Below are 18317 nucleotides of genomic sequence, written 5' to 3'. Positions count from 1 at the left end.
AACAGACTAACGATATTGTTGGGCTTGAGTTTCATATAAGTAGGCATAACGACTACCCAGTTTTATCAGTTCGTTATGAGTACCACTTTCGACAATTGTGCCATTTTCCATCACATAAATGCGATCGGCCATTTTGACGGTAGACAAGCGATGGCTAATTAAAATCGCAGCTTGATTTTGGATCAATTGGCGGAATTTTTCAAATACTTCATATTCCGCTTTCGGGTCCATTGCACTAGTCGGCTCGTCTAAAACTATTAACTGAGAATTTCTTAAAAATGCCCGCGCTAAGGCTATTTTTTGCCACTGACCAATACTCAGTTCTTCTCCTTGGTCAAATAACTTACCTAAAATAGTGTCGTAACCTTTGGGTAATTTGGTAATTACATCATCTGCACCAGAACGCCGCGCCGCAGTCATAATACTCTCCCGATGCGGTGGTAAGTCAATGTTCGCTAACCAAATATTTTCCTGGGCTGTGAAGTTAAATTTAGCGTAGTCTTGAAAAATCACGCTGATATTGCGACGTAATTCGGCAATTTTATAGTCTTTAATATCAACACCATCAATAGTGATACTACCAACAGTCGGATCATACAATCGGCAAAGCAGTTTAATTAAAGTCGTTTTTCCAGAGCCATTCTCACCTACCAGTGCCACTACTTCTCCCGCTTTGACACTGAGGTTAATATCGTGAAGTGCTTGGCGGGTTGTAGTAGAGTATTGGAAACTGACATTATGAAATACAATGCCTGTTTGCATTGGTCGAGGTATTGGTTTTGGATTGATCGGATCAACTAATCTGGGTTTGAGGTCAAGAAATTCGTAGAGATTACCTAGAAATAGATTATCTTCGTAAAGAGCCGAAACGTTAGCTAATAAACTTTTAATATCGTTCTGTCCCCGTTGCAGTGCTTGGTAATAGAGAACTAAATCACCTAAACGCAGAACACCGTTGATAGCTTGATAGATAATAAAGGCATAAACAGCGAATATCAGAATCCCCGCGATCGCTTCCGCCGCAAAGTTAGCAACAAAGCGTTTTGTAAAAATTTTCAGGCTTTCTTTATAGATTTGTCTGCGGATGCGGAGATACCAGTTACTAAAGTAGTGACCTAAATCAAATAAGCGAATCTCTTTAGCAAATTGGTCTGATGTCAGCATCCAAGCCAAGTAAAAACCTTGACGTTGTTGCGGTGTCCATTTGCGCTGCCAATCATACATAATGCGACTATATTTGACGCGCACTAGCATTGCAGGTAACGCAGCCACAAATAGGACTCCAAGAATTCCCCAGTGGAGTGTTAGTAACAAACCAATCATCGCTACTAGGGAAATGCTATTTTGACCGATCTGTGCTAAACGATTGAGAATTTGGGGCGGTCGGTAAGGCGCTTCTTGTTGCGCCCGCTGTAAGGTATCGTAGTATAGTGAATTTTCGTAGTATTCTAGGTCAGCTGCAATAGATTTAGCGTTAATGATACCTTGCATATAGTCAGTTACCCGTTGAGAGTGGGCAGTGGTGACTAGTTCTGTTAAGGAGTTAGCAAGAGTAGTTAATAAAGTAACTGCACCAGCTAGAGCAATGAAGACTAAGACGTTACGAAAAGCGATCGCTCTGTCTGCTAAGTTCAGGTTAGCAGCTACGGCATCGATAATCAGTTTGGAGAGATAAATTGAGATGACTGGTAATATACCTTGTATCGTCAGTAAGACTATACGAGCGATCGTCCAACCAGGACTGCTTTGCCATACTAGACGCAATGCAGGCAACAGGCGTAAAGTATTTTGCAGCTTATTTTGAATTGTTTTGCCTATTTGCATATTTGAAATGGCGATCGCACTAAAAAATTTGAAAATGTCTACTCTAATTTCTTAAACTGTGGTTGTAATTGGAGATGAGTTTTCTTGAGCAAGGTCATTTTCCACTAACTTTACCAACTCAGGGAGTGCAGCTAAAGAACGCTGTCGTCGTAAACTATAAATCGGCACTTGTTGAACTACACTCGTACATTGCCTAAAATGTTCTTTGAGAAACTCTGGTGCAGTCAGTGCTTGCATTTCCCTAGAATGTCGGATTAATTCTCCAAAGCTTTGTTTTGGTTCTAAAGGGATTATTTCTGGGTGAGTTCCCCCAGCTAGGACATAGATTTTTTTTAGAGGTACAGCTTTTTTAAAGAAACCGTCTTGCAATCTATGAACACGCTTCACTGTTTGGGAATGTAGTAAAGGTAAGCTATCTGGTAAATGACCAAAAGAAGCCGCAGCATCCGGCCATAGCTTAATTTGAGGAAACCCAGGAATTACTAGCGGTTGTTGTTTATTGGCTTGAATTGCCAAAACATCATCGGTCAAAATGCTATAGCCATGAGCGTGAAAACATTCTGCTAAAGTGGACTTGCCAAAACCTGAGTCAGCCATAAAGGCAACAGCACTATTATTGATGACTACACTACTAGCATGAAGTACCAGCAAGCCTCGCTGTCTTAGTAGTACACAGATAATGACACCCAGTAGAAAAGTACGAATCATTGCCTCATCAACACCAGGGTTGGGGTCAAGGACGATTTCGTTACCATCTTTCAGCAACACCATACCGAATTGGGCAATTTTAGCTAAGAGGTAGTTGCCACCATCACTACGCTTTTGTTGTGGTTCATTTAGTTTACCTAAGCGGATCACTACATCTGCTGGTTTATCACTGGGGATGAGTTCAGGTAAGGGTAATTCGGAGTGAATGCCTAAGTTGTATGCTGTGTAAACGTACATCTAAAATATTGCTGGATGACTACTGAAGAAATATTTTTGTGTAAGAAAAACTCAATTTCACTAACGCTTTTATATTGACAAAGCCTTTACAATCTGCAATTAAGGAAGCAATCAAGGAATAGCTTCCCTGATGCTTCCAAAAATATTATTCAAGTTTTGTAGTAGTACCGAAAAATTTAGTTTTTGGTATTACTATACTTGCTTACTAGCTGTAAATTGTATTTGGACGTAATAATGAAAGCGATACTATTACACCCGTAACTTGGCTATTGCTATTATTCAGGAATGAGTACGCCATCTTGGGAACCACTCAGTCCAATAACTGAACCTTGGAAAGTAGTTCCGCCTACTTGAAATGTATCTCTTCCACCTGGTGTACCAAAAGCGTTGGTAACATCTTGAACACTACCGTATTTTGTTAGTTGGGGAGCGTTGTAAGCTTTTTTCATCTTTTGATTCTCCTGTTTGTGTTGTTTATGTCTTGCTGGACTTGCTGGACTGGATATTGGCATATTGGCTTTGAAATATTCACCAATTAAGCCTAGGTAGGAGCAGGTTTAAGATACACTGCCCCTAGCCCGACTTATGGTTTGAATTTGGGTATGTTTTAGCCAAAGAGCTAGTGTTACAGCTTTCCATGCTGGTACTATGTCGTCATCATTTGTAGCCTCTGTTTTAGATAAAAGCCTGTTGTAGGATCTGTGTAGCGAGTTTAGATCCACAAATTTTTTAATATTGCTGACATCACTGGTAATCATTTCATCTACCAGCTGGCGATCAAGATGTAATAACCCGCGTTGGAAGTTTGGTGTCATGTCTGTTTTGCCACCACGCCACTGCACTTCTTGGGGAAGAATACCATCTAAAGCTCTCCGCATAATGAAGCGAGACCATCCTTGATGGATTTTTTGCTCTGGTGGTAAAGATAGGCAAAATTCAATCAAGCGTTTATCCATAAAGGGATGACGCGACTCTAGAGAAAATGCCGCAGCACATAAATCTCCTAGTTCCAGTACTGTGGTGAACAAGGCGGAATTTAGGGTACGCCACTGTTCTTCTCTAACTGTGATGGCGGGACTTTGGTCTTGTTCGGGAGATGGTGTGAGGGGATTGATTCCGACTTGTTTGGCGAATTGTGGGTTGATTAAAGGAGTAACTTGGGGTTGATTTTGTTTGTGACCACGGAGCGATCGCCAAATCCTCAAGATATACTCAGGAACTAAGGGTTTAATTCCATATCTGACAAACAATTTACGCCGCGAAACTCGAAAATGCTGACCGATTTGCCAAGCAGTTTTCCCAAAAGTGATATATTTTCTCTGTTTGACTAATTCTTGTAAGTAGGTAATGGCATATTGATAAAAAAGGGCGGCTAATGAAGTATTAAAGTGTTGCGATATGGCCTGAGCTTCTTGGATAAATGTCTGCCATTTTCCTTGACGTGCTAATTCTGCAAAATATGTCACGCCATGAGATACGGTTGTATCACCGTCAAAACCATCCAAAGAAATGCGAATACCTGCTTGCTGGGTAGCACGATTTAATCCCCACACGAGAAAATGACTAGGGCCAATAAAGGGTTCTTCCATATATTGATAGTATTTCTGCCATTCTGATATGGGGCCTGATTGATCAGCATGGACGTAATAGGGGATAAAACCACCCTGATGCAATACAGGGTTAATGTATTGACGTTCGTCGCATTCTGGAACTTCTTCAAAGATGTTGGAGAAAGTGTGCAGTTTTATACCTTTGGTTTGCAATATATCTCTGGCTACACAAGCAATAGAAGAGGAGTCTAAACCACCACTTAAGTGGCAGCTTACAGGAAATGCACTGCGTAAACGACAACGTACTGCTTCAGTAAATATCTCACGGAAAGCTTCTGCATATTCTGCATCTGAGTTGAGTCTTAACTCCTCACCCACTTCCAAAGACCAGTAAGAGTAAGATTGTAATCCACCTGTGTAACTTACTGTCATGGCGTGACCAGGAGGCAATCGATATATATCTTGATAGGAGGTAATTGATTTATCTTCTGTAAATGGGTGTAAATAGTTGGCGATCGCTATTTCATTCAGTTTTCTCGGCACTTCTGGTAAACACAAAAGAGCCTTAATTTCAGAAGCAAAGCAAAACTGTTGTCCAGGCTGATAGTAGTAATATAAGGGTTTGATACCAAAATGATCTCTGGCACAAAATAATGTCTGCTTTCTTGTGTCCCAAATAGCAAAGGCAAAATCACCCAGTAATTGTTTCGGACATTGCTCACCCCATTTTTCGTAAGCAGCCAGCACTAACTGACTATCAGTGATTTTTTCTGGTGGGTAGTGATCAAAGGATAATGCAGAGATTAGTTCATCTCGGTTATCTATGCGTAAATCCGTTGTGATCACTAACTCGCCAGTCAGATCAACCAGAGGTAATTTCTCTAGCAGTGATTCTGGCGTTGTCCACAGCATCCGATGTCCCAAGCCAGTAGATTCAGCAGACCATATATCTGTTCCATCTGAGCCACGATGAGCGATCGCATCCACCATCAAAGTCAGATTTTGCTGCTCAACTGGCTGACTATCTAGATTGTAAATGCCAACTATACCGCTCATGATCTTCTATATACCTGAAAAAGATGGCAACGGAGTAAAGCGCGGGAGATCGCTAAGGTAGCCGATTACGACTTGTCCTTGAGTTTCAATCCAAGCATGAGCTTCTAAATTTCCAGCTTCATCTTTAACAACTCCAATCCGTAGTTCTGGTGAGTAACCATAACGAGTCATTAACACTTGGCAAGTTAAGGCACGAGCTAAACATTTAGCTCCGCCAGGCGTGTAGCGGGTGCTAAGATTGATCGCCCAAACAATTTTGTTTAAAGAAATTTTTTCTAGCCTAGGGTTTGGCTTACTATTTTTATTTATAATTTTTCTTAAAGTATTGAATGATAGTAATCGCATTCCTAGCCGAACCAATCCCAATAAAACGAACGTGTTCAGTAAAATCTGGCGATCGCTGTAGGTAAGTTGTAGTAATTTAAGCAGGCGTGTCATTCTTAATTTCTATCAATCCTTTAGCTGCTAAGTCTTTTAGTAAAGCTGAGATATCGCGTTTACATACCTCTGCTTCTATTTCATATTCTGCTAAGATGGCTTCTTGAATTTCTTCTACAGTTTTTGGAGATTGAATGTAATTCCATATGCTGGCTCCTACTTCATTCAGCCCATAGTAAGCACCAGTTTTAATATCAAGGATTACCACCTCTCCTTGTAATTCTGAGCAGATTTGCTCTTTTGAGGCTACTACACTAAAGCTTTCAGATGAACTTAATTTTGTGGGCATTCTTCCTAGTAAAATCACTGACTTTTAGTTGTTTTCACTAAGGTAAGTTTATATCATCACCGTAGAAATCACTGTTACATAGAAGTAATATCTTCATCCATTATTTGAAATAATGCCTCATTTTATAAAGTAATTGTGAAGCATTCTCAAAAATGAATGTATTTTTTGGAGTAAACAGACAACATATTTACGTACTACATACATCAATAATTAGCCATAATGCCTTAAATTCCAAGAATTATAGGAATTATTACAGAACTTATCGTATGGATAATTTGGTGTAAATAAATTATATTTTTGAATTGGAAAAGATAAAAGTTTTCTACAAGTTAGCAAAAGGCTGAAATCTAACTTTGAATCTCCATAAAAGTAAAAGCATTTCATATTTCCTGTTGTTAAATCAATATTCCTTTTGAAGGATATTGAGAGGATCTGTGAAATAAAAAAGCTCTCAATGGTGCTGTAAATAAGTACATACAGCATTATTGAGAGCGATGAGTAACTATACTGCACTAACCTTACCCAAGAACAATGACAATAAGCTGTCTAAGTAGGTCAGTGTTAAAAATTGTCGTTATGACAAGGCAGGAGGCAGAGGGCAGAAGGCAGAAGGGAAGAGGTTTTCAAGCTACTTTACTTTCCGTTACATAGTTCGGTTTATTTGCACCTTTCTACTTAATTGGTATTGAGAGCTTAGGGATACCAATTGGGTGTACTTTGTAGATTGGAGTCCTCCCAAAGTATAATCATCGAGACAACTGCACAAAAACCTTATCACCCTTAATCTGAACCGAATATGGCTGTAAAGGTACATCAGCAGTCAGACATTCTCCAGTATCGAGTTGATATTGAAAGCCGTGTGCAGAACAGGTGATAATGCCATTTTCCACCTTACCAGTGTCCAGGGGTGATGCGAGATGAGAGCAAGCGTTGCGGTAACAGGTAATGCGATCGCCTTGACGATATAAAATTAGTCCATGTCCCGCCACTTTCGTAGCAAATATCCCCAAATCTAGAATTTGATCAACAGTTGCTACCCTCACCCAAGCAGTTGTGACTTTGGGAGAAAAAGGACTAGTTAAACCAGTATTGCTATGGTCTATTGTAGAGCGATCACTAATTGCAACTACTGTAGTAATTTCTGGACAATAATTCTTAATAGCCTGTTCCACTCCCTGAGATAAAGTCAAATTAGAAGCCGGACAACTACTACAAGTTCCAATCAACCGCACTTCTACTGTATCTGGTGGTTTAAAGGCTACTAATTCTATATCTCCATTGTGACTTTTTAACCCTGGACGTACTTCTTCCAGGGCGGCTTGAATACGTTGTAATATTGGTGGGAGTGGTGGTTTAACTAAGTCGTGATATAGCAAAACTGCATATACAACTTCATCATCCACAGCATGACGCAAAGCTGACATTGATTCTTGTTTGAGACTTTTAATCAACCGCGTCAATGCTTCTTTGTGCAAAGCTTCAATCGCTCTTTTCAGACCGACAGCTACACACTTTTGATTTTCATCCCACTCAGATATAATTGCCTCAAAGCGGTTAATTTCTTGAACAAATTCTTCGAGCTTGGTCATCAAATGAAGTCTGAAGTATGAAGTATAAAGTCTGAAACTATTTTGAATTTTGATGAGTTATTTCATTTTGAAATCTTTAAGCAGAAAGGGCATTAGCATACCCGTAAATAAGCTAGACACAGTTATTGGAATACATAAAGGAATTTCGGCTTGGGAAATTGCTATTAGTAATAACAAACCAACGCTCACCCCAATTGCAGTTTGTCGCACAAAATACATAGGGTCGCGTAACAGCTTGCCTTGAAAAAATAACTTAGCAGAAAACCATCCTAATTCAATCATTTTGTCTCCTAATAGTTGTTCAACAAAGTTAGTACAGCAAAACCTAATAAAATAGCTGGAATAGCACCAGCCGGAGCAAATAAAGCCCCTAACATTGCCGAAAAAGAATAACCAATATCTTTACCAGCTAATATCATTCCACCAATTGCACCGCCAATCATTGATATAATTGTTGCGATAATTAGCCACACTAAACCAGTAACTAGATTGATATCACTAGCCACCATACTTGTTAGAAAATCACTCACACTAAAATTGCTCAATAACTCACTCATTTTTTCTTTCTTAGCGCCCTTTGCGTCCTTTGTGGTTCGTTAATTTTATCTATTCATCCTAACTTCTAGCCCTAATTTCCACTTCCACATCTTTCAAAGCCTGAAGTACTAATTCCGCTTGTTCAATATGTTGATGTTGAGTAAAAATTGACCAAGCTTCTTGATAGTAACTACGCGCTTGTAATAGATTTTGGGGATTACCTAACTCCGGTTTTTCGGGATGATCAGGTAAATTGAATAAAGCATTAGCTTTGTTAGAAATTGTATTAGCGTATTCTAGAGGTGTATCTCTAGAATTACGCACTTTTAACGCCTCATCGTATGCTGCGATCGCCTTTAAATTATTCTCCACAGGATGAGAACTCACCAAATACTGCAAAGCATTACCTAAATTATTTTGCAGCATGGCATATTCTCTCGGATGATCAATCAAATTAATATGCTTCAAAGCAACTTCAAACGATTGTACTGCTAACCCCTGACGTAAATATTCCCGTTCTGAAGCCATTGGCATCGCAAGGTAGGCGATCGCAATATTGTTGTATAAAATCGCGTAATCCTGCGGATAATCCTCCCAGGTAAACACCCGCAATGCTTCATGATAAGCTTGGATGCTATCACTAATTCGTGCTAAATTATACGGTGCTAGTGACTGCAATACCAAGCCAAAATTCATCTGCGCCTCTGCAACCTCTTCTGGTGTTGCTAACTCTTGTAAAATCGGTAACGCCTCTTCATAACCAGCCTTGGCTTGTAACAACAATTCCGTACCCCCATGAGGGATTGTCTGTAATACCCCAGCCATACCCACCTGGGTTTTAGCCTTCAACAAAGGATACTCCTCACCACACATTTCATCAGCCCGATAATACAGCCCAACGGCATTCCGCAAATCCTGGGTAGTTTTCGGCTGCTTTTGAAAACCTTGCGCCATCTCGATTAGCATCTGGATTTTTTCTGCTGTCGTTGCTGACTCCGAAGCGATCGCCGCCACTGCTGCTTTCACAGCCGAATCTGTAATGCTAGGTGTCATAATTACCTTACTCTAGCCATTGAGAAAATTACTCTATTCAAAGCCCTCAAAACATACAAACATGTCCTCACCACCAAGGGCTTAGGAAGTATGAAGTCTGTTCGCCACTGGCGTTCCCGCAGGGTAGTCTAAAATAAAGAACCCCTATATTTAGCTTGATAGCAATTGATTATGGGTACTTTATTTAGGCAGTGGTGTACTAGGAAGAATAAAAGTATCAATTTTATTCTTCAGACTTTACACTTCCTCCTTTCCTTCCCGATTTCCTTACTATAAAACACTCTATTTCCAAAATTCTAGAGGGTATTTAACAATATTATTATTAAACTAAAACAATTGCTTCATAATAAATCTTTTTTGTATCATTAGTGAACAATACATATAGTTAATCTGCCTGTTCCCCGTGCTTTTGCATAAAAATTATCAAAATTCTGTTACTGATAAAACTTTTAATTATTTCTTATTAATTTCCTAATAGCTAACAATAATTAATTTTTCTTTAACAAAAAATAATTTAATAAAAAAATCTATTATTGTGAAGGATAAACATCAAAAACAGGTGAAACTCTACAAGCGCAATCGCCTGCATCATACCGGATAAAAAATACACAAATACATAGCTAATGACTAATGTACTCTGGCTGCAAGGTGGTGCTTGTTCAGGCAACACCATGTCGTTTCTGAATGCCGAAGAACCGACAGTTTGCGATCTCATTGCTGACTTTGGCATTAAAGTGCTTTGGCATCCTTCCTTAGGATTGGAACTCGGCAATAACTTACAAACCTTATTATGGGACTGCATCTCAGGCAAAATTCCCCTCGATATCTTGGTATTTGAAGGCAGTGTAGTTAACGCCCCAAACGGCACAGGTGAATGGAATCGCTTCGCCGATCGCCCGATGAAAGATTGGTTAACAGACCTCGCCCAAGCTGCGAGTTTTATTGTCGCTGTGGGAGATTGTGCTACCTGGGGCGGAATTCCCGCCATGTCTCCCAATCCTAGCGAATCGGAAGGATTGCAATTTCTCAAGCGTCAAGAAGGCGGCTTTTTAGGTAAAGATTTCCGCGCCAAATCTGGATTACCTGTAATCAACATTCCGGGATGTCCCGCACACCCTGATTGGATAACGCAGATATTAGTAGCGATCGCTACAGGACGCATCGCCGATATTGCTTTAGATGAACTTAATCGTCCCCAAACCTTCTTCAACACCTACACCCAAACAGGTTGTACGCGCAACGTTCACTTTGCTTACAAAGCCTCAACCGCCGAATTTGGTCAACGTAAAGGCTGCTTATTCTACGACTTAGGCTGTCGCGGCCCCATGACTCATTCCTCTTGCAACCGCATCCTCTGGAACCGCGTCTCCTCCAAAACTCGTGCTGGAATGCCGTGTTTAGGTTGTACAGAACCTGAATTTCCCTTCTTCGACCTCAAACCCGGAACCGTATTCAAAACCCAAACCGTGATGGGAGTTCCTAAAGAACTACCGCCAGGGGTGAACAAAAAAGACTACGCCTTACTCACAATGGTCGCCAAAGATGCAGCACCACCTTGGGCAGAAGAAGACTTTTTTACAGTTTAGGAAATAGGGCATTGGGCATTGATGAATGACAAAGTAGTGGCGTGTTATCGCGTAGCGTAACGCACCACCTCGGATTTTAAGTGTGTTACTAACAACTAACAAATATGACAATTCAAACATTAGATATATCGCCCGTTGGTAGAGTCGAAGGCGATTTAGATGTGCGAGTAGACATTGAAGATGGACGAGTAGTTAATGCCTGGACTCATGCCGAACTCTTCCGCGGATTTGAAGTTATCTTGCGAGGTAAAGACCCTCAAGCCGGATTAATTGTCACACCTCGGATATGCGGTATTTGCGGCGGTTCTCACCTAACTTCTGCATCCTGGGCGCTAGATACCGCCTGGGGTACAGAAGTACCACGCAACGCCATCTTAGCTAGAAACCTCGGCCAAATTGTCGAAACCATCCAAAGTATCCCCCGTTACTTTTATGGATTATTTGCTATTGACTTAACTAATAAAAAATACCGCAGTAGTCGCTTTTATGATGAAGCTGTCAGAAGGTTTTCTGCGTTTACCGGGAAATCTTACGAACTCGGTGTGACTATTTCTGCAAAACCTGTAGAAATTTACGCCCTACTAGGAGGTCAATGGCCTCACTCAAGCTACATGGTTCCCGGTGGTGTGATGTGCGCCCCCACCCTTACCGATATTACCCGCGCCTGGGCAATTTTAGAATACTTCCGCACTAACTGGTTAGAACCAGTATGGTTGGGTTGTTCTTTAGAACGTTACGAACAAATCCGAACTTACGATGACTTCATGAACTGGTTAGATGAAGACATCAAACATCGTGAGTCAGATTTAGGTTTTTATTGGCGCATGGGTTTAGATATCGGTCTAGATAGATATGGCGCTGGTGTTGGTAAATATGTTACCTGGGGATATTTAGCCCATGAGGACAAATACCAAAAGCCGACTATTGCAGGGCGTAATGCAGCAATGATTATGAAAGGTGGCGTGTATGACAGCTTCACCGACACTCACACTTTGATGGATCAATCTTTCGCTCGTGAGAATACAACGCACTCCTGGTACGATGAAGGGACAGCAGACATTCATCCAAGCGATCGCACCACTAAACCCACTGCAAATAATACAAAAGACTTCGACAACGCCTATTCTTGGTCGAGTGCAGTCCTACACCAAGACTTCGGACGCTTAGAAGCAGGCCCTTTGGCGCGTCAGTTGGTAGCTGGTGGTAATCACGGTGAATCTTGGCAACACCAAGATGGGTTGATTTTGGATGTGTTCAAAAGTATGGGCGGTGCTAATATTCATGTTCGTCAGTTAGCGAGACTCCACGAATTAGTGAAATTGTATCGCCAAGCTGAACACTGTCTGCGTGAATTTGTATTAAACGACCCTTGGTATATTAAACCCAAGGAAAAAGATGGCAAAGGTTGGGGTGCAACGGAAGCGGCGCGGGGTGCATTGTGTCACTGGGTAGAAATTGAAGGTGGTAAGATTAAGAATTACCAAGTCATTGCCCCTGGTACTTGGAATATTGGCCCCCGTGATGGTGAAGGGAAACGCGGCCCTATTGAAGAAGCTTTAGTAGGAACACCCATTTACGATTCTAGCGATCCTGTGGAAGTTGGACACGTCGCGCGATCGTTTGATTCTTGTTTGGTATGTACAGTCCACGCCCACGACGCGAAGACAGGTGAAGAGTTGGCGCGTTTTCGTACTGCTTAAATCAGTTATCAGTTATCAGTTATCAGTTATCACGTAGGTAGTTATGATGAAACTGATAACTGAGTATGAGAAGGCAGTGCTTTGCTTTTGTTATTATACTCATACACCAATACATCCCTGTATTTATATTAAGATGTAGCAATTTATCTACCAAAGATTTCGTTAACGCTAATTTTGACTTCGGGGAAGGATGGAATTGATAAAGTTTCACCGCTAGTAAATTTTTGCATTTGTTGATATCCAGTGGCGATTGGTTGTTGATAAACTTCGACAATTTGCCCGTTAATATCTACTAACCAAACCTCTGTAATGTTTGCTTCTGCATATAAAGGAATTTTCTCTTCTCGGTCATACGTAATAGTTGAATCGGCAACTTCAATTAGTAAGAAAATATCTTGGGGTTGGGGGTGTGTTGTCGCGTAGAAATCATCACGGGGTTTGAGTATAGCAACATCCGGCTGAGGTTCTGAATAATCGTTCAATTTCACAGGATTTTGAATAGCAATAAGAACCCTATCCCCTAATTTACTATACAAAAGTTTATTTAAACAGTTCACACAAGCCGCGTGTTTTGTTCCAATCGGCGACATTTCAACAATTTCTCCTCTGATTAGTTGCACCCGTTCATTCTCTGTCAGGATTCCCGACTCAATCATTTTATGATACTGCTCAACAGTGAATTTACGTCTCAATAATTGCACAGTCATAACCACCTCCTCTGCCTCTTGATAGTTTCAGGTTTGAGAATTACCACGAAAACGTTCAATAAATTCAGGATAATTATCTAAATCCTGCAATGATTCTAATGGTGGCATTTCAATCCAGTTTGCCTCTGCGTGTAATTTGTCTATGTAAGCATAGAAAGCTTCTTGGTCATCCCGATGAGCAAACACATAATCATGTAATTCTTTCTGACTCATAGCTTGAAAGTTAGGCTTACTCATCCGATGTACCTCCATCGTCCGTTAGGGTATATTTCTATAATATTTTCTTCCCCTGCCAGCAAGAATATATTTCCTGTTCGTTCATCCATGCGAACAATATTGATAGGTAAATAAAGTTTTGTAAACCAGCAGCACAATATATAACACTGCGTTTTTTGTTCTGGTGTAGGGATAGTTTTAACTCCTTGTAGATATTCTAAAAGCACTAAAAGAAAAAATAGTATTTAAAGCTATTAAAGCAATTAAGACTTGTTGAATTCCAACAGATATAGGAACAAAAACTAGCAAACCTACAAGAATCATAGACAAAAATGACAAGTAAAATCCAATTATTGTAGAGTTACGGTGTTCACTGGAAGTTTGCTGTTTCATAGCTGGTTGATTTTCTTCAGGGTTACTTATAACTATTCTATCAACGTGTAAATTATTGATTTGAGAATCATTTCTCAACCTACGGCGTTCTTCTTGAAGCATTATATTAATAACATTGGTTAGAGATTGAATCAGTATTTGCTGATTAGGTTCAGATTCAACAGCTTGCCTCAATTCTATAGCTGCTTCAGCAACTTCAGTGTCTTTCTCTATTACTTCCTCAATTTGTATCAAAGCTTCACCATAATTTTCTATTTGTATATTTTTCTCAATAGTATCTGGATATTTTTTTCTCATTAAAGTAAGTAGCTTTTGGCTAGATTCCCATACGTTCTCTCCAATTGTTTCACCTATTTTCTCAAGACTCTTACTAGCTAAAATAGCTGCAATTGCTGCTAAACTTAACGTTTCCATATTTAAATTTTATTAAATAATTGTATGAAGATTTTTTAAGACTTAGGGTGAAATATTGATGTAAATTTATCAGAGACTTTATCAATAAACTCTAAAAATTCATTAGATAACTGATCAAAAGGAATTCTCAGTAATGTTGCTAGTCCTAAAAGTAAGACGAATGTTCCTACCAGGGGATAAGAAGAATACATTATGCCTAACCCTATTGCACCTGTAACTGATGAAGTAACTGTAATGGTTATCTCTTTTCTAGTTTGAGTTAAACGCTCATAATTTTGTCGTTTCTTAATTTCTTCAATTTGATTTTGCTGCCATTGCTGTTTAAGAGCAATTTCTTTTAATTCTAGAAGCTCTCTAATCTCATCTAAAGATTGTTTTTGAGAAATTAGTTGATTTAAACGTTCTAAAGCAGATGGCGGTGATGAAGAAACCAAGGCTCCGCCACTCTCTGGCACAATCTCTAATTCTGGCTTATCTTTATTAACTTGCTCGTCTCCTGGCTCTTGATACTGCATAAACTCCAGTACAAAGCTATATTTTTGGCACAAAGCTATAGTAACTTAATAAAGTGCTTTTACAGAATAAATCTGAAATTTTTAATACCCTACCTTAAGTAATCACTAAGATTTACTTGACTAAAAGCGATCGCAGCACAATTTTTTCTAATTTGAGGATTTTTTAACGCTATTGGCGATGTATTATATCTAAACTACAATGCAATAATAAGTCTCTAAATAAACAACGAAAATCAATGACTTTTTCAAAGCTGTACTTACTTCCGCTTGCAAGTATGATATTTCTGTCTAGTACGTTACTTGTACAGATTCCTACAGCGCAGTCTTCTGATTGTGACAAAGTAAATTCTGTACTTAATAGCCCAAAAGCTTCTGATGAAATTATTGATAGACAGGGTTTAGAAGAGGATCAGGTGTTTGTAGTTCAGACAAGAAGTAAAGGAGTCGAAATTATAGAAGCGGGTAAGGTTATGACTATGACGAAAAGTTTTGTTGTGACTATAGAAGATGAGAACGGTAAAATTCTTAGAGTTTTTCAACGTTTGGGTGGCGGGTCAGACCTTATTGCTACTGCTAGGATGACAAAAGCTGAAGCCCTTCAATTATTAGAATTAGGTGGAGGGATTGTAGAAGAATTTAAATAATAGGAGTGCTTATCATCGGCGATCGCTTTCTTCAACGCAAACAACTATGAGTAGAATTTGACTGTGCTGCCTAACAGCGATACCTTCTCTACGAAACGCTACACGAATGGTAGGCTTTGCCAACACACAAAATCATCCACTACAACCAGCTATTTGTATAATTTGATAGTGTTGACTAAAAGCGATACCTTTGTTGGGCTTTGCCAACGCACAAAATTACCACAGGCGATCGCTTTGAAGACATTGAGTTACACTAAACTCTAGAAGCAGTTGCAATTTTAATAGACATACTTTGTATGCCTGAAATTATCGAGATACCAGTTGAACTAACTCATTTTAAACTCCCCGAAGCTGTCGAAGAACGTCTTCAATTTCTGCTAGATCGCCAAGATACAGGCGAAACGCTTACCCAAGCAGAACAAAGGGAAGCAGAAGGGTTAGTTGAGTTGGTAGAATTTTTATCTATGCTACATTTGCGTGGGTGTAGCCGTCCGCAGGTATCGCAGCCTTCTAACTAAAAGCATTGTACAGAACCACCACAAGCGATCGCTTTAACAACTTAATTAGTTAGTCAGTTTCCTCTGGATTTTTACCAAGAATTTGCTGTGCAGTGTGTCGGATATGTAGAATACCCACTGTGGAGACTTCTGTCCCTTCCAAAATAGTGAAAAGGATTCGGTATGAGTTGCGTCCTCGACCATAAAGTAGTTGTCGAATCTCTTGACTGAAATACTCGTTCTCTCGTGCTACAGGACAACGTTTCGGCATTTGAGACAAGGAATCAATTGCTTGGAGTAATCCTGCATACCATTGACTTGCCTGTGAGGAGGATGTGAGTTGGGATAGTCTTAGAAAGGCGCTGTCTGCTTCAGATTCAGCCACACTGGAAATTTCGATGCGATATTTCATAAATCCGATGGCAAACTATACTTGCGACGCTGTTCTTCAGCAAACTCATGAAAAGACCGAAAACGACCTGCATCAAAATCATCTAATCCTTGTTGAATACCCTTTACAGCTTCTTGTGATTCTTGCGCTTCCCACTCTAGAACACTGGTTAGTAAATCAGATGCAACAAGACTAATATCTTGACCTTGGCGAGCAGCTTTATCACGTAGTAATGCTTCTAATTCTGGGGTAAGGGTAATAACAATTGACATAAAGCTACATTCTTTAGTATTCAGCTTCTGTGCAATATTCTAGCAAATTCCTTCCCGCAGATGTTGTAATGCTATATTACTCAAGCGATCGCCTTATTTGAGCTAAAGCTTCATCTCCTGGTATTGGTTGCACAGCATCATTTCTAATCGCGTAAGGAAAACGTTGTAAAACAGCCCGTCGTATATCACTATAGACAACGGCAAAGGTTTTTCGTTTACCCTTTTCATTTACCCTTGTTAATATAACGTGAGTTCAGTTACGGTGATCGCATATCTCACTAACCAAAATTGCTGATTTGGTTTTGTCTGAAGAGCGATTTTTACTTTTTACTTTTTAACATGAGTTGGCGTTGGGCAAAATCCTTACCTTTGGCATCACGTTTGTTTTTCTCCCACTTAGTAGTCATGATGGTGGGAGTAATTAGTTTTGTGATCATCAGCAAAGTCTCATCTCCCCGTTTTTTCGTGTTGCACTTGGAGAGATTAGAAAGTAGAGGCTTGAAATTAATCCATATTCGGACTGAACTAGTTCAAGGGTTTGAAACAGCTTGGCGTAGCAGTACTCTTTGGTCTGTCTTGGTTGGTACAACTGCGGCGGGAGGATTGAGTTATTGGGTATCCAAACGGATTATGCTGCGGTTGACTGAGATGGAACAAATCACACAAAAGTTTGCGGCTGGCGAGTTAGAAGCACGCTTACCTCTTTCGGATATTCCCGAACTAAATCTTTTGGGTACTAGTTTTAATCGGATGGCTGCAAGTTTAGAAGATGTGGAAGCACGGCGGCGAGAACTCATTGGAGATATGACTCACGAACTGCGGACACCTCTAACAGTGGTGCGCGGTTATTTAGAAGAATTAGCAGATGGTGAAATAGAACCTTCACCTGAGATTTATCGGCGTTTGGCAAAAGAAACTAGACGTTTAGAAAGATTAGTTAATGATTTGCAAGAACTTTCTAAAGCAGAAGCAGGTTATTTGCCAATTAAAATACAGCCAGTAAATCTGCGTTCTTTATTAGAGTCTTTAGTAGACAGATTTAGCGACCAACTGTTAGAAGATGGGCCAATGCTGCGCTTAGAATGTCCATCAGCACTACCTCTGGTGTTGGCGGATATCGATCGCACTGAACAAGTGTTAGTCAACTTGGTAGGGAATGCCATCCGCTACACTACCAAAGGTACAATTACTGTGCAAGCTTATCTTGAAGCATCTAAACTTTGGATTGCGGTGATTGATACTGGGATTGGGATTGCGCCACAGGATTTACCCAACGTATTTGAGCGCTTTTGGCGAGCCGATCAATCACGCGATCGCCATTCCGGCGGTACAGGTATTGGTTTAACTATTTCTCGGCATTTGGTTGAATTACAAAATGGTCAAATTCAGGTAGAAAGCGTGTTAGGAGTTGGCAGTAAGTTTCGCTTCTGTCTACCTTTAGCTTAAAATCAGGAAAAATTGCTATAGATATAGCAGGTGACAGGGAACAGGTGACAGGTGACAGGGTTAAAAGTCTTTTAGTGCATGAGTTTTATCATTGGCCGATGTCCTAACTGCCTTGGCTACTGCTATACCCCTCTTCTGTCACTTTCCGAGTATTCTGAATAAAAGGATGAAAAGAAAAAACTCTGGAAGGAAAGTAGGGCAATGGATGTAGAATTACAAATTCTTAAACATTTGGCAAGAGATCCTCATCCAACA

The 18317-nt window shown here is 40.1% G+C and carries 21 protein-coding genes; 5 read left to right on the top strand and 16 right to left on the bottom strand.

Annotated elements, in window-relative coordinates:
• Positions 1-6: 6 nt before the first annotated feature.
• The 10 genes from IQ259_RS13060 to IQ259_RS13015 all read right to left on the bottom strand — a co-directional run bounded on the left by IQ259_RS13060 (position 7) and on the right by IQ259_RS13015 (position 9281).
• Positions 7-1824 (bottom strand): ABC transporter ATP-binding protein, encoded by a 1818-nt coding sequence (locus tag IQ259_RS13060; RefSeq protein ID WP_193885333.1) that lies wholly within the window; start codon positions 1822-1824, stop codon positions 7-9.
• A 51-nt stretch (positions 1825-1875) separates the two neighbouring features.
• Positions 1876-2769 (bottom strand): serine kinase, encoded by an 894-nt coding sequence (locus IQ259_RS13055; protein WP_193885331.1) that lies wholly within the window; start codon positions 2767-2769, stop codon positions 1876-1878.
• A gap of 275 nt (positions 2770-3044) precedes the next feature.
• Positions 3045-3281, bottom strand: a complete 237-nt coding sequence (locus tag IQ259_RS13050; protein WP_228014518.1) for a lasso peptide — start codon at positions 3279-3281, stop codon at positions 3045-3047.
• Between the two features lie 45 nt (positions 3282-3326).
• A complete protein-coding gene (locus IQ259_RS13045; RefSeq protein ID WP_193885327.1) occupies positions 3327-5375 on the bottom strand; it encodes a lasso peptide isopeptide bond-forming cyclase in 2049 nt (682 codons plus the stop codon).
• A 6-nt stretch (positions 5376-5381) separates the two neighbouring features.
• The gene (locus IQ259_RS13040) at positions 5382-5813 is read right to left on the bottom strand and encodes a lasso peptide biosynthesis B2 protein (RefSeq protein WP_193885325.1); all 432 of its coding nucleotides are present in this window, start codon (positions 5811-5813) and stop codon (positions 5382-5384) included.
• On the bottom strand, positions 5797-6102 hold the full coding sequence (locus IQ259_RS13035) for a lasso peptide biosynthesis PqqD family chaperone (protein ID WP_193885322.1): 306 nt from the start codon (positions 6100-6102) through the stop codon (positions 5797-5799). The genes IQ259_RS13040 and IQ259_RS13035 overlap by 17 nt, the downstream gene beginning before the upstream one ends.
• A 746-nt stretch (positions 6103-6848) precedes the next feature.
• Positions 6849-7691: a NifU family protein gene (locus tag IQ259_RS13030; protein WP_193885320.1), complete on the bottom strand. Its 843-nt coding sequence runs from the start codon at positions 7689-7691 to the stop codon at positions 6849-6851.
• A gap of 57 nt (positions 7692-7748) precedes the next feature.
• Entirely contained in the window at positions 7749-7973 is a 225-nt protein-coding gene (locus IQ259_RS13025; protein ID WP_193885318.1) for a hypothetical protein, read from the bottom strand.
• An 8-nt stretch (positions 7974-7981) separates the two neighbouring features.
• Entirely contained in the window at positions 7982-8248 is a 267-nt protein-coding gene (locus IQ259_RS13020; protein WP_193885316.1) for a hypothetical protein, read from the bottom strand.
• A gap of 58 nt (positions 8249-8306) precedes the next feature.
• Positions 8307-9281, bottom strand: a complete 975-nt coding sequence (locus IQ259_RS13015; RefSeq protein WP_193885314.1) for a hypothetical protein — start codon at positions 9279-9281, stop codon at positions 8307-8309.
• Positions 9282-9904: 623 nt separating this feature from the next.
• Here IQ259_RS13015 and IQ259_RS13010 point away from each other — a divergent pair.
• Entirely contained in the window at positions 9905-10867 is a 963-nt protein-coding gene (locus tag IQ259_RS13010; protein ID WP_193885312.1) for a hydrogenase small subunit, read from the top strand.
• Between the two features lie 104 nt (positions 10868-10971).
• The gene (locus IQ259_RS13005; protein ID WP_193885310.1) at positions 10972-12567 is read left to right on the top strand and encodes a nickel-dependent hydrogenase large subunit; all 1596 of its coding nucleotides are present in this window, start codon (positions 10972-10974) and stop codon (positions 12565-12567) included.
• A 143-nt stretch (positions 12568-12710) separates the two neighbouring features.
• Here the strand turns inward: IQ259_RS13005 and IQ259_RS13000 are convergent, their stop codons facing one another.
• The 4 genes from IQ259_RS13000 to IQ259_RS12985 all read right to left on the bottom strand — a co-directional run bounded on the left by IQ259_RS13000 (position 12711) and on the right by IQ259_RS12985 (position 14812).
• Entirely contained in the window at positions 12711-13274 is a 564-nt protein-coding gene (locus IQ259_RS13000; RefSeq protein WP_193885308.1) for a Uma2 family endonuclease, read from the bottom strand.
• 27 nt (positions 13275-13301) lie between these two features.
• Positions 13302-13511 (bottom strand): hypothetical protein, encoded by a 210-nt coding sequence (locus IQ259_RS12995; RefSeq protein WP_193885306.1) that lies wholly within the window; start codon positions 13509-13511, stop codon positions 13302-13304.
• 177 nt (positions 13512-13688) lie between these two features.
• Positions 13689-14297, bottom strand: a complete 609-nt coding sequence (locus tag IQ259_RS12990) for a hypothetical protein (protein WP_193885304.1) — start codon at positions 14295-14297, stop codon at positions 13689-13691.
• 35 nt (positions 14298-14332) lie between these two features.
• Positions 14333-14812 (bottom strand): hypothetical protein, encoded by a 480-nt coding sequence (locus IQ259_RS12985; protein WP_193885302.1) that lies wholly within the window; start codon positions 14810-14812, stop codon positions 14333-14335.
• A gap of 236 nt (positions 14813-15048) precedes the next feature.
• Between IQ259_RS12985 and IQ259_RS12980 the strand changes: the two genes are divergently transcribed.
• Positions 15049-15456 carry a hypothetical protein gene (locus tag IQ259_RS12980; protein ID WP_228014517.1) on the top strand — a complete coding sequence of 136 codons (408 nt, stop codon included), beginning with the start codon at positions 15049-15051 and terminating at the stop codon, positions 15454-15456.
• A 296-nt stretch (positions 15457-15752) separates the two neighbouring features.
• Positions 15753-15974, top strand: a complete 222-nt coding sequence (locus IQ259_RS12975; protein WP_193885300.1) for a hypothetical protein — start codon at positions 15753-15755, stop codon at positions 15972-15974.
• A 49-nt stretch (positions 15975-16023) separates the two neighbouring features.
• On the opposite strand, the gene IQ259_RS12970 is transcribed toward IQ259_RS12975, so the two are convergent.
• Positions 16024-16365, bottom strand: a complete 342-nt coding sequence (locus tag IQ259_RS12970) for a type II toxin-antitoxin system RelE/ParE family toxin (protein ID WP_193885298.1) — start codon at positions 16363-16365, stop codon at positions 16024-16026.
• Positions 16362-16616 (bottom strand): hypothetical protein, encoded by a 255-nt coding sequence (locus IQ259_RS12965; RefSeq protein ID WP_193885297.1) that lies wholly within the window; start codon positions 16614-16616, stop codon positions 16362-16364. Before IQ259_RS12965 ends, IQ259_RS12970 begins: the two co-directional genes overlap by 4 nt.
• A gap of 405 nt (positions 16617-17021) precedes the next feature.
• On the opposite strand from IQ259_RS12965, the gene IQ259_RS12960 reads away from it, so the two are divergent.
• Entirely contained in the window at positions 17022-18062 is a 1041-nt protein-coding gene (locus IQ259_RS12960) for a cell wall metabolism sensor histidine kinase WalK (RefSeq protein ID WP_228014519.1), read from the top strand.
• The last annotated feature ends 255 nt before the right edge of the window (positions 18063-18317 follow it).

This window comes from Fortiea sp. LEGE XX443, from assembly GCF_015206815.1.
Taxonomy (GTDB): domain Bacteria; phylum Cyanobacteriota; class Cyanobacteriia; order Cyanobacteriales; family Nostocaceae; genus Nostoc_B.
Note: the sequence above shows the minus strand (reverse complement) of the source record. Positions and strands in the feature narration are given on the sequence as shown.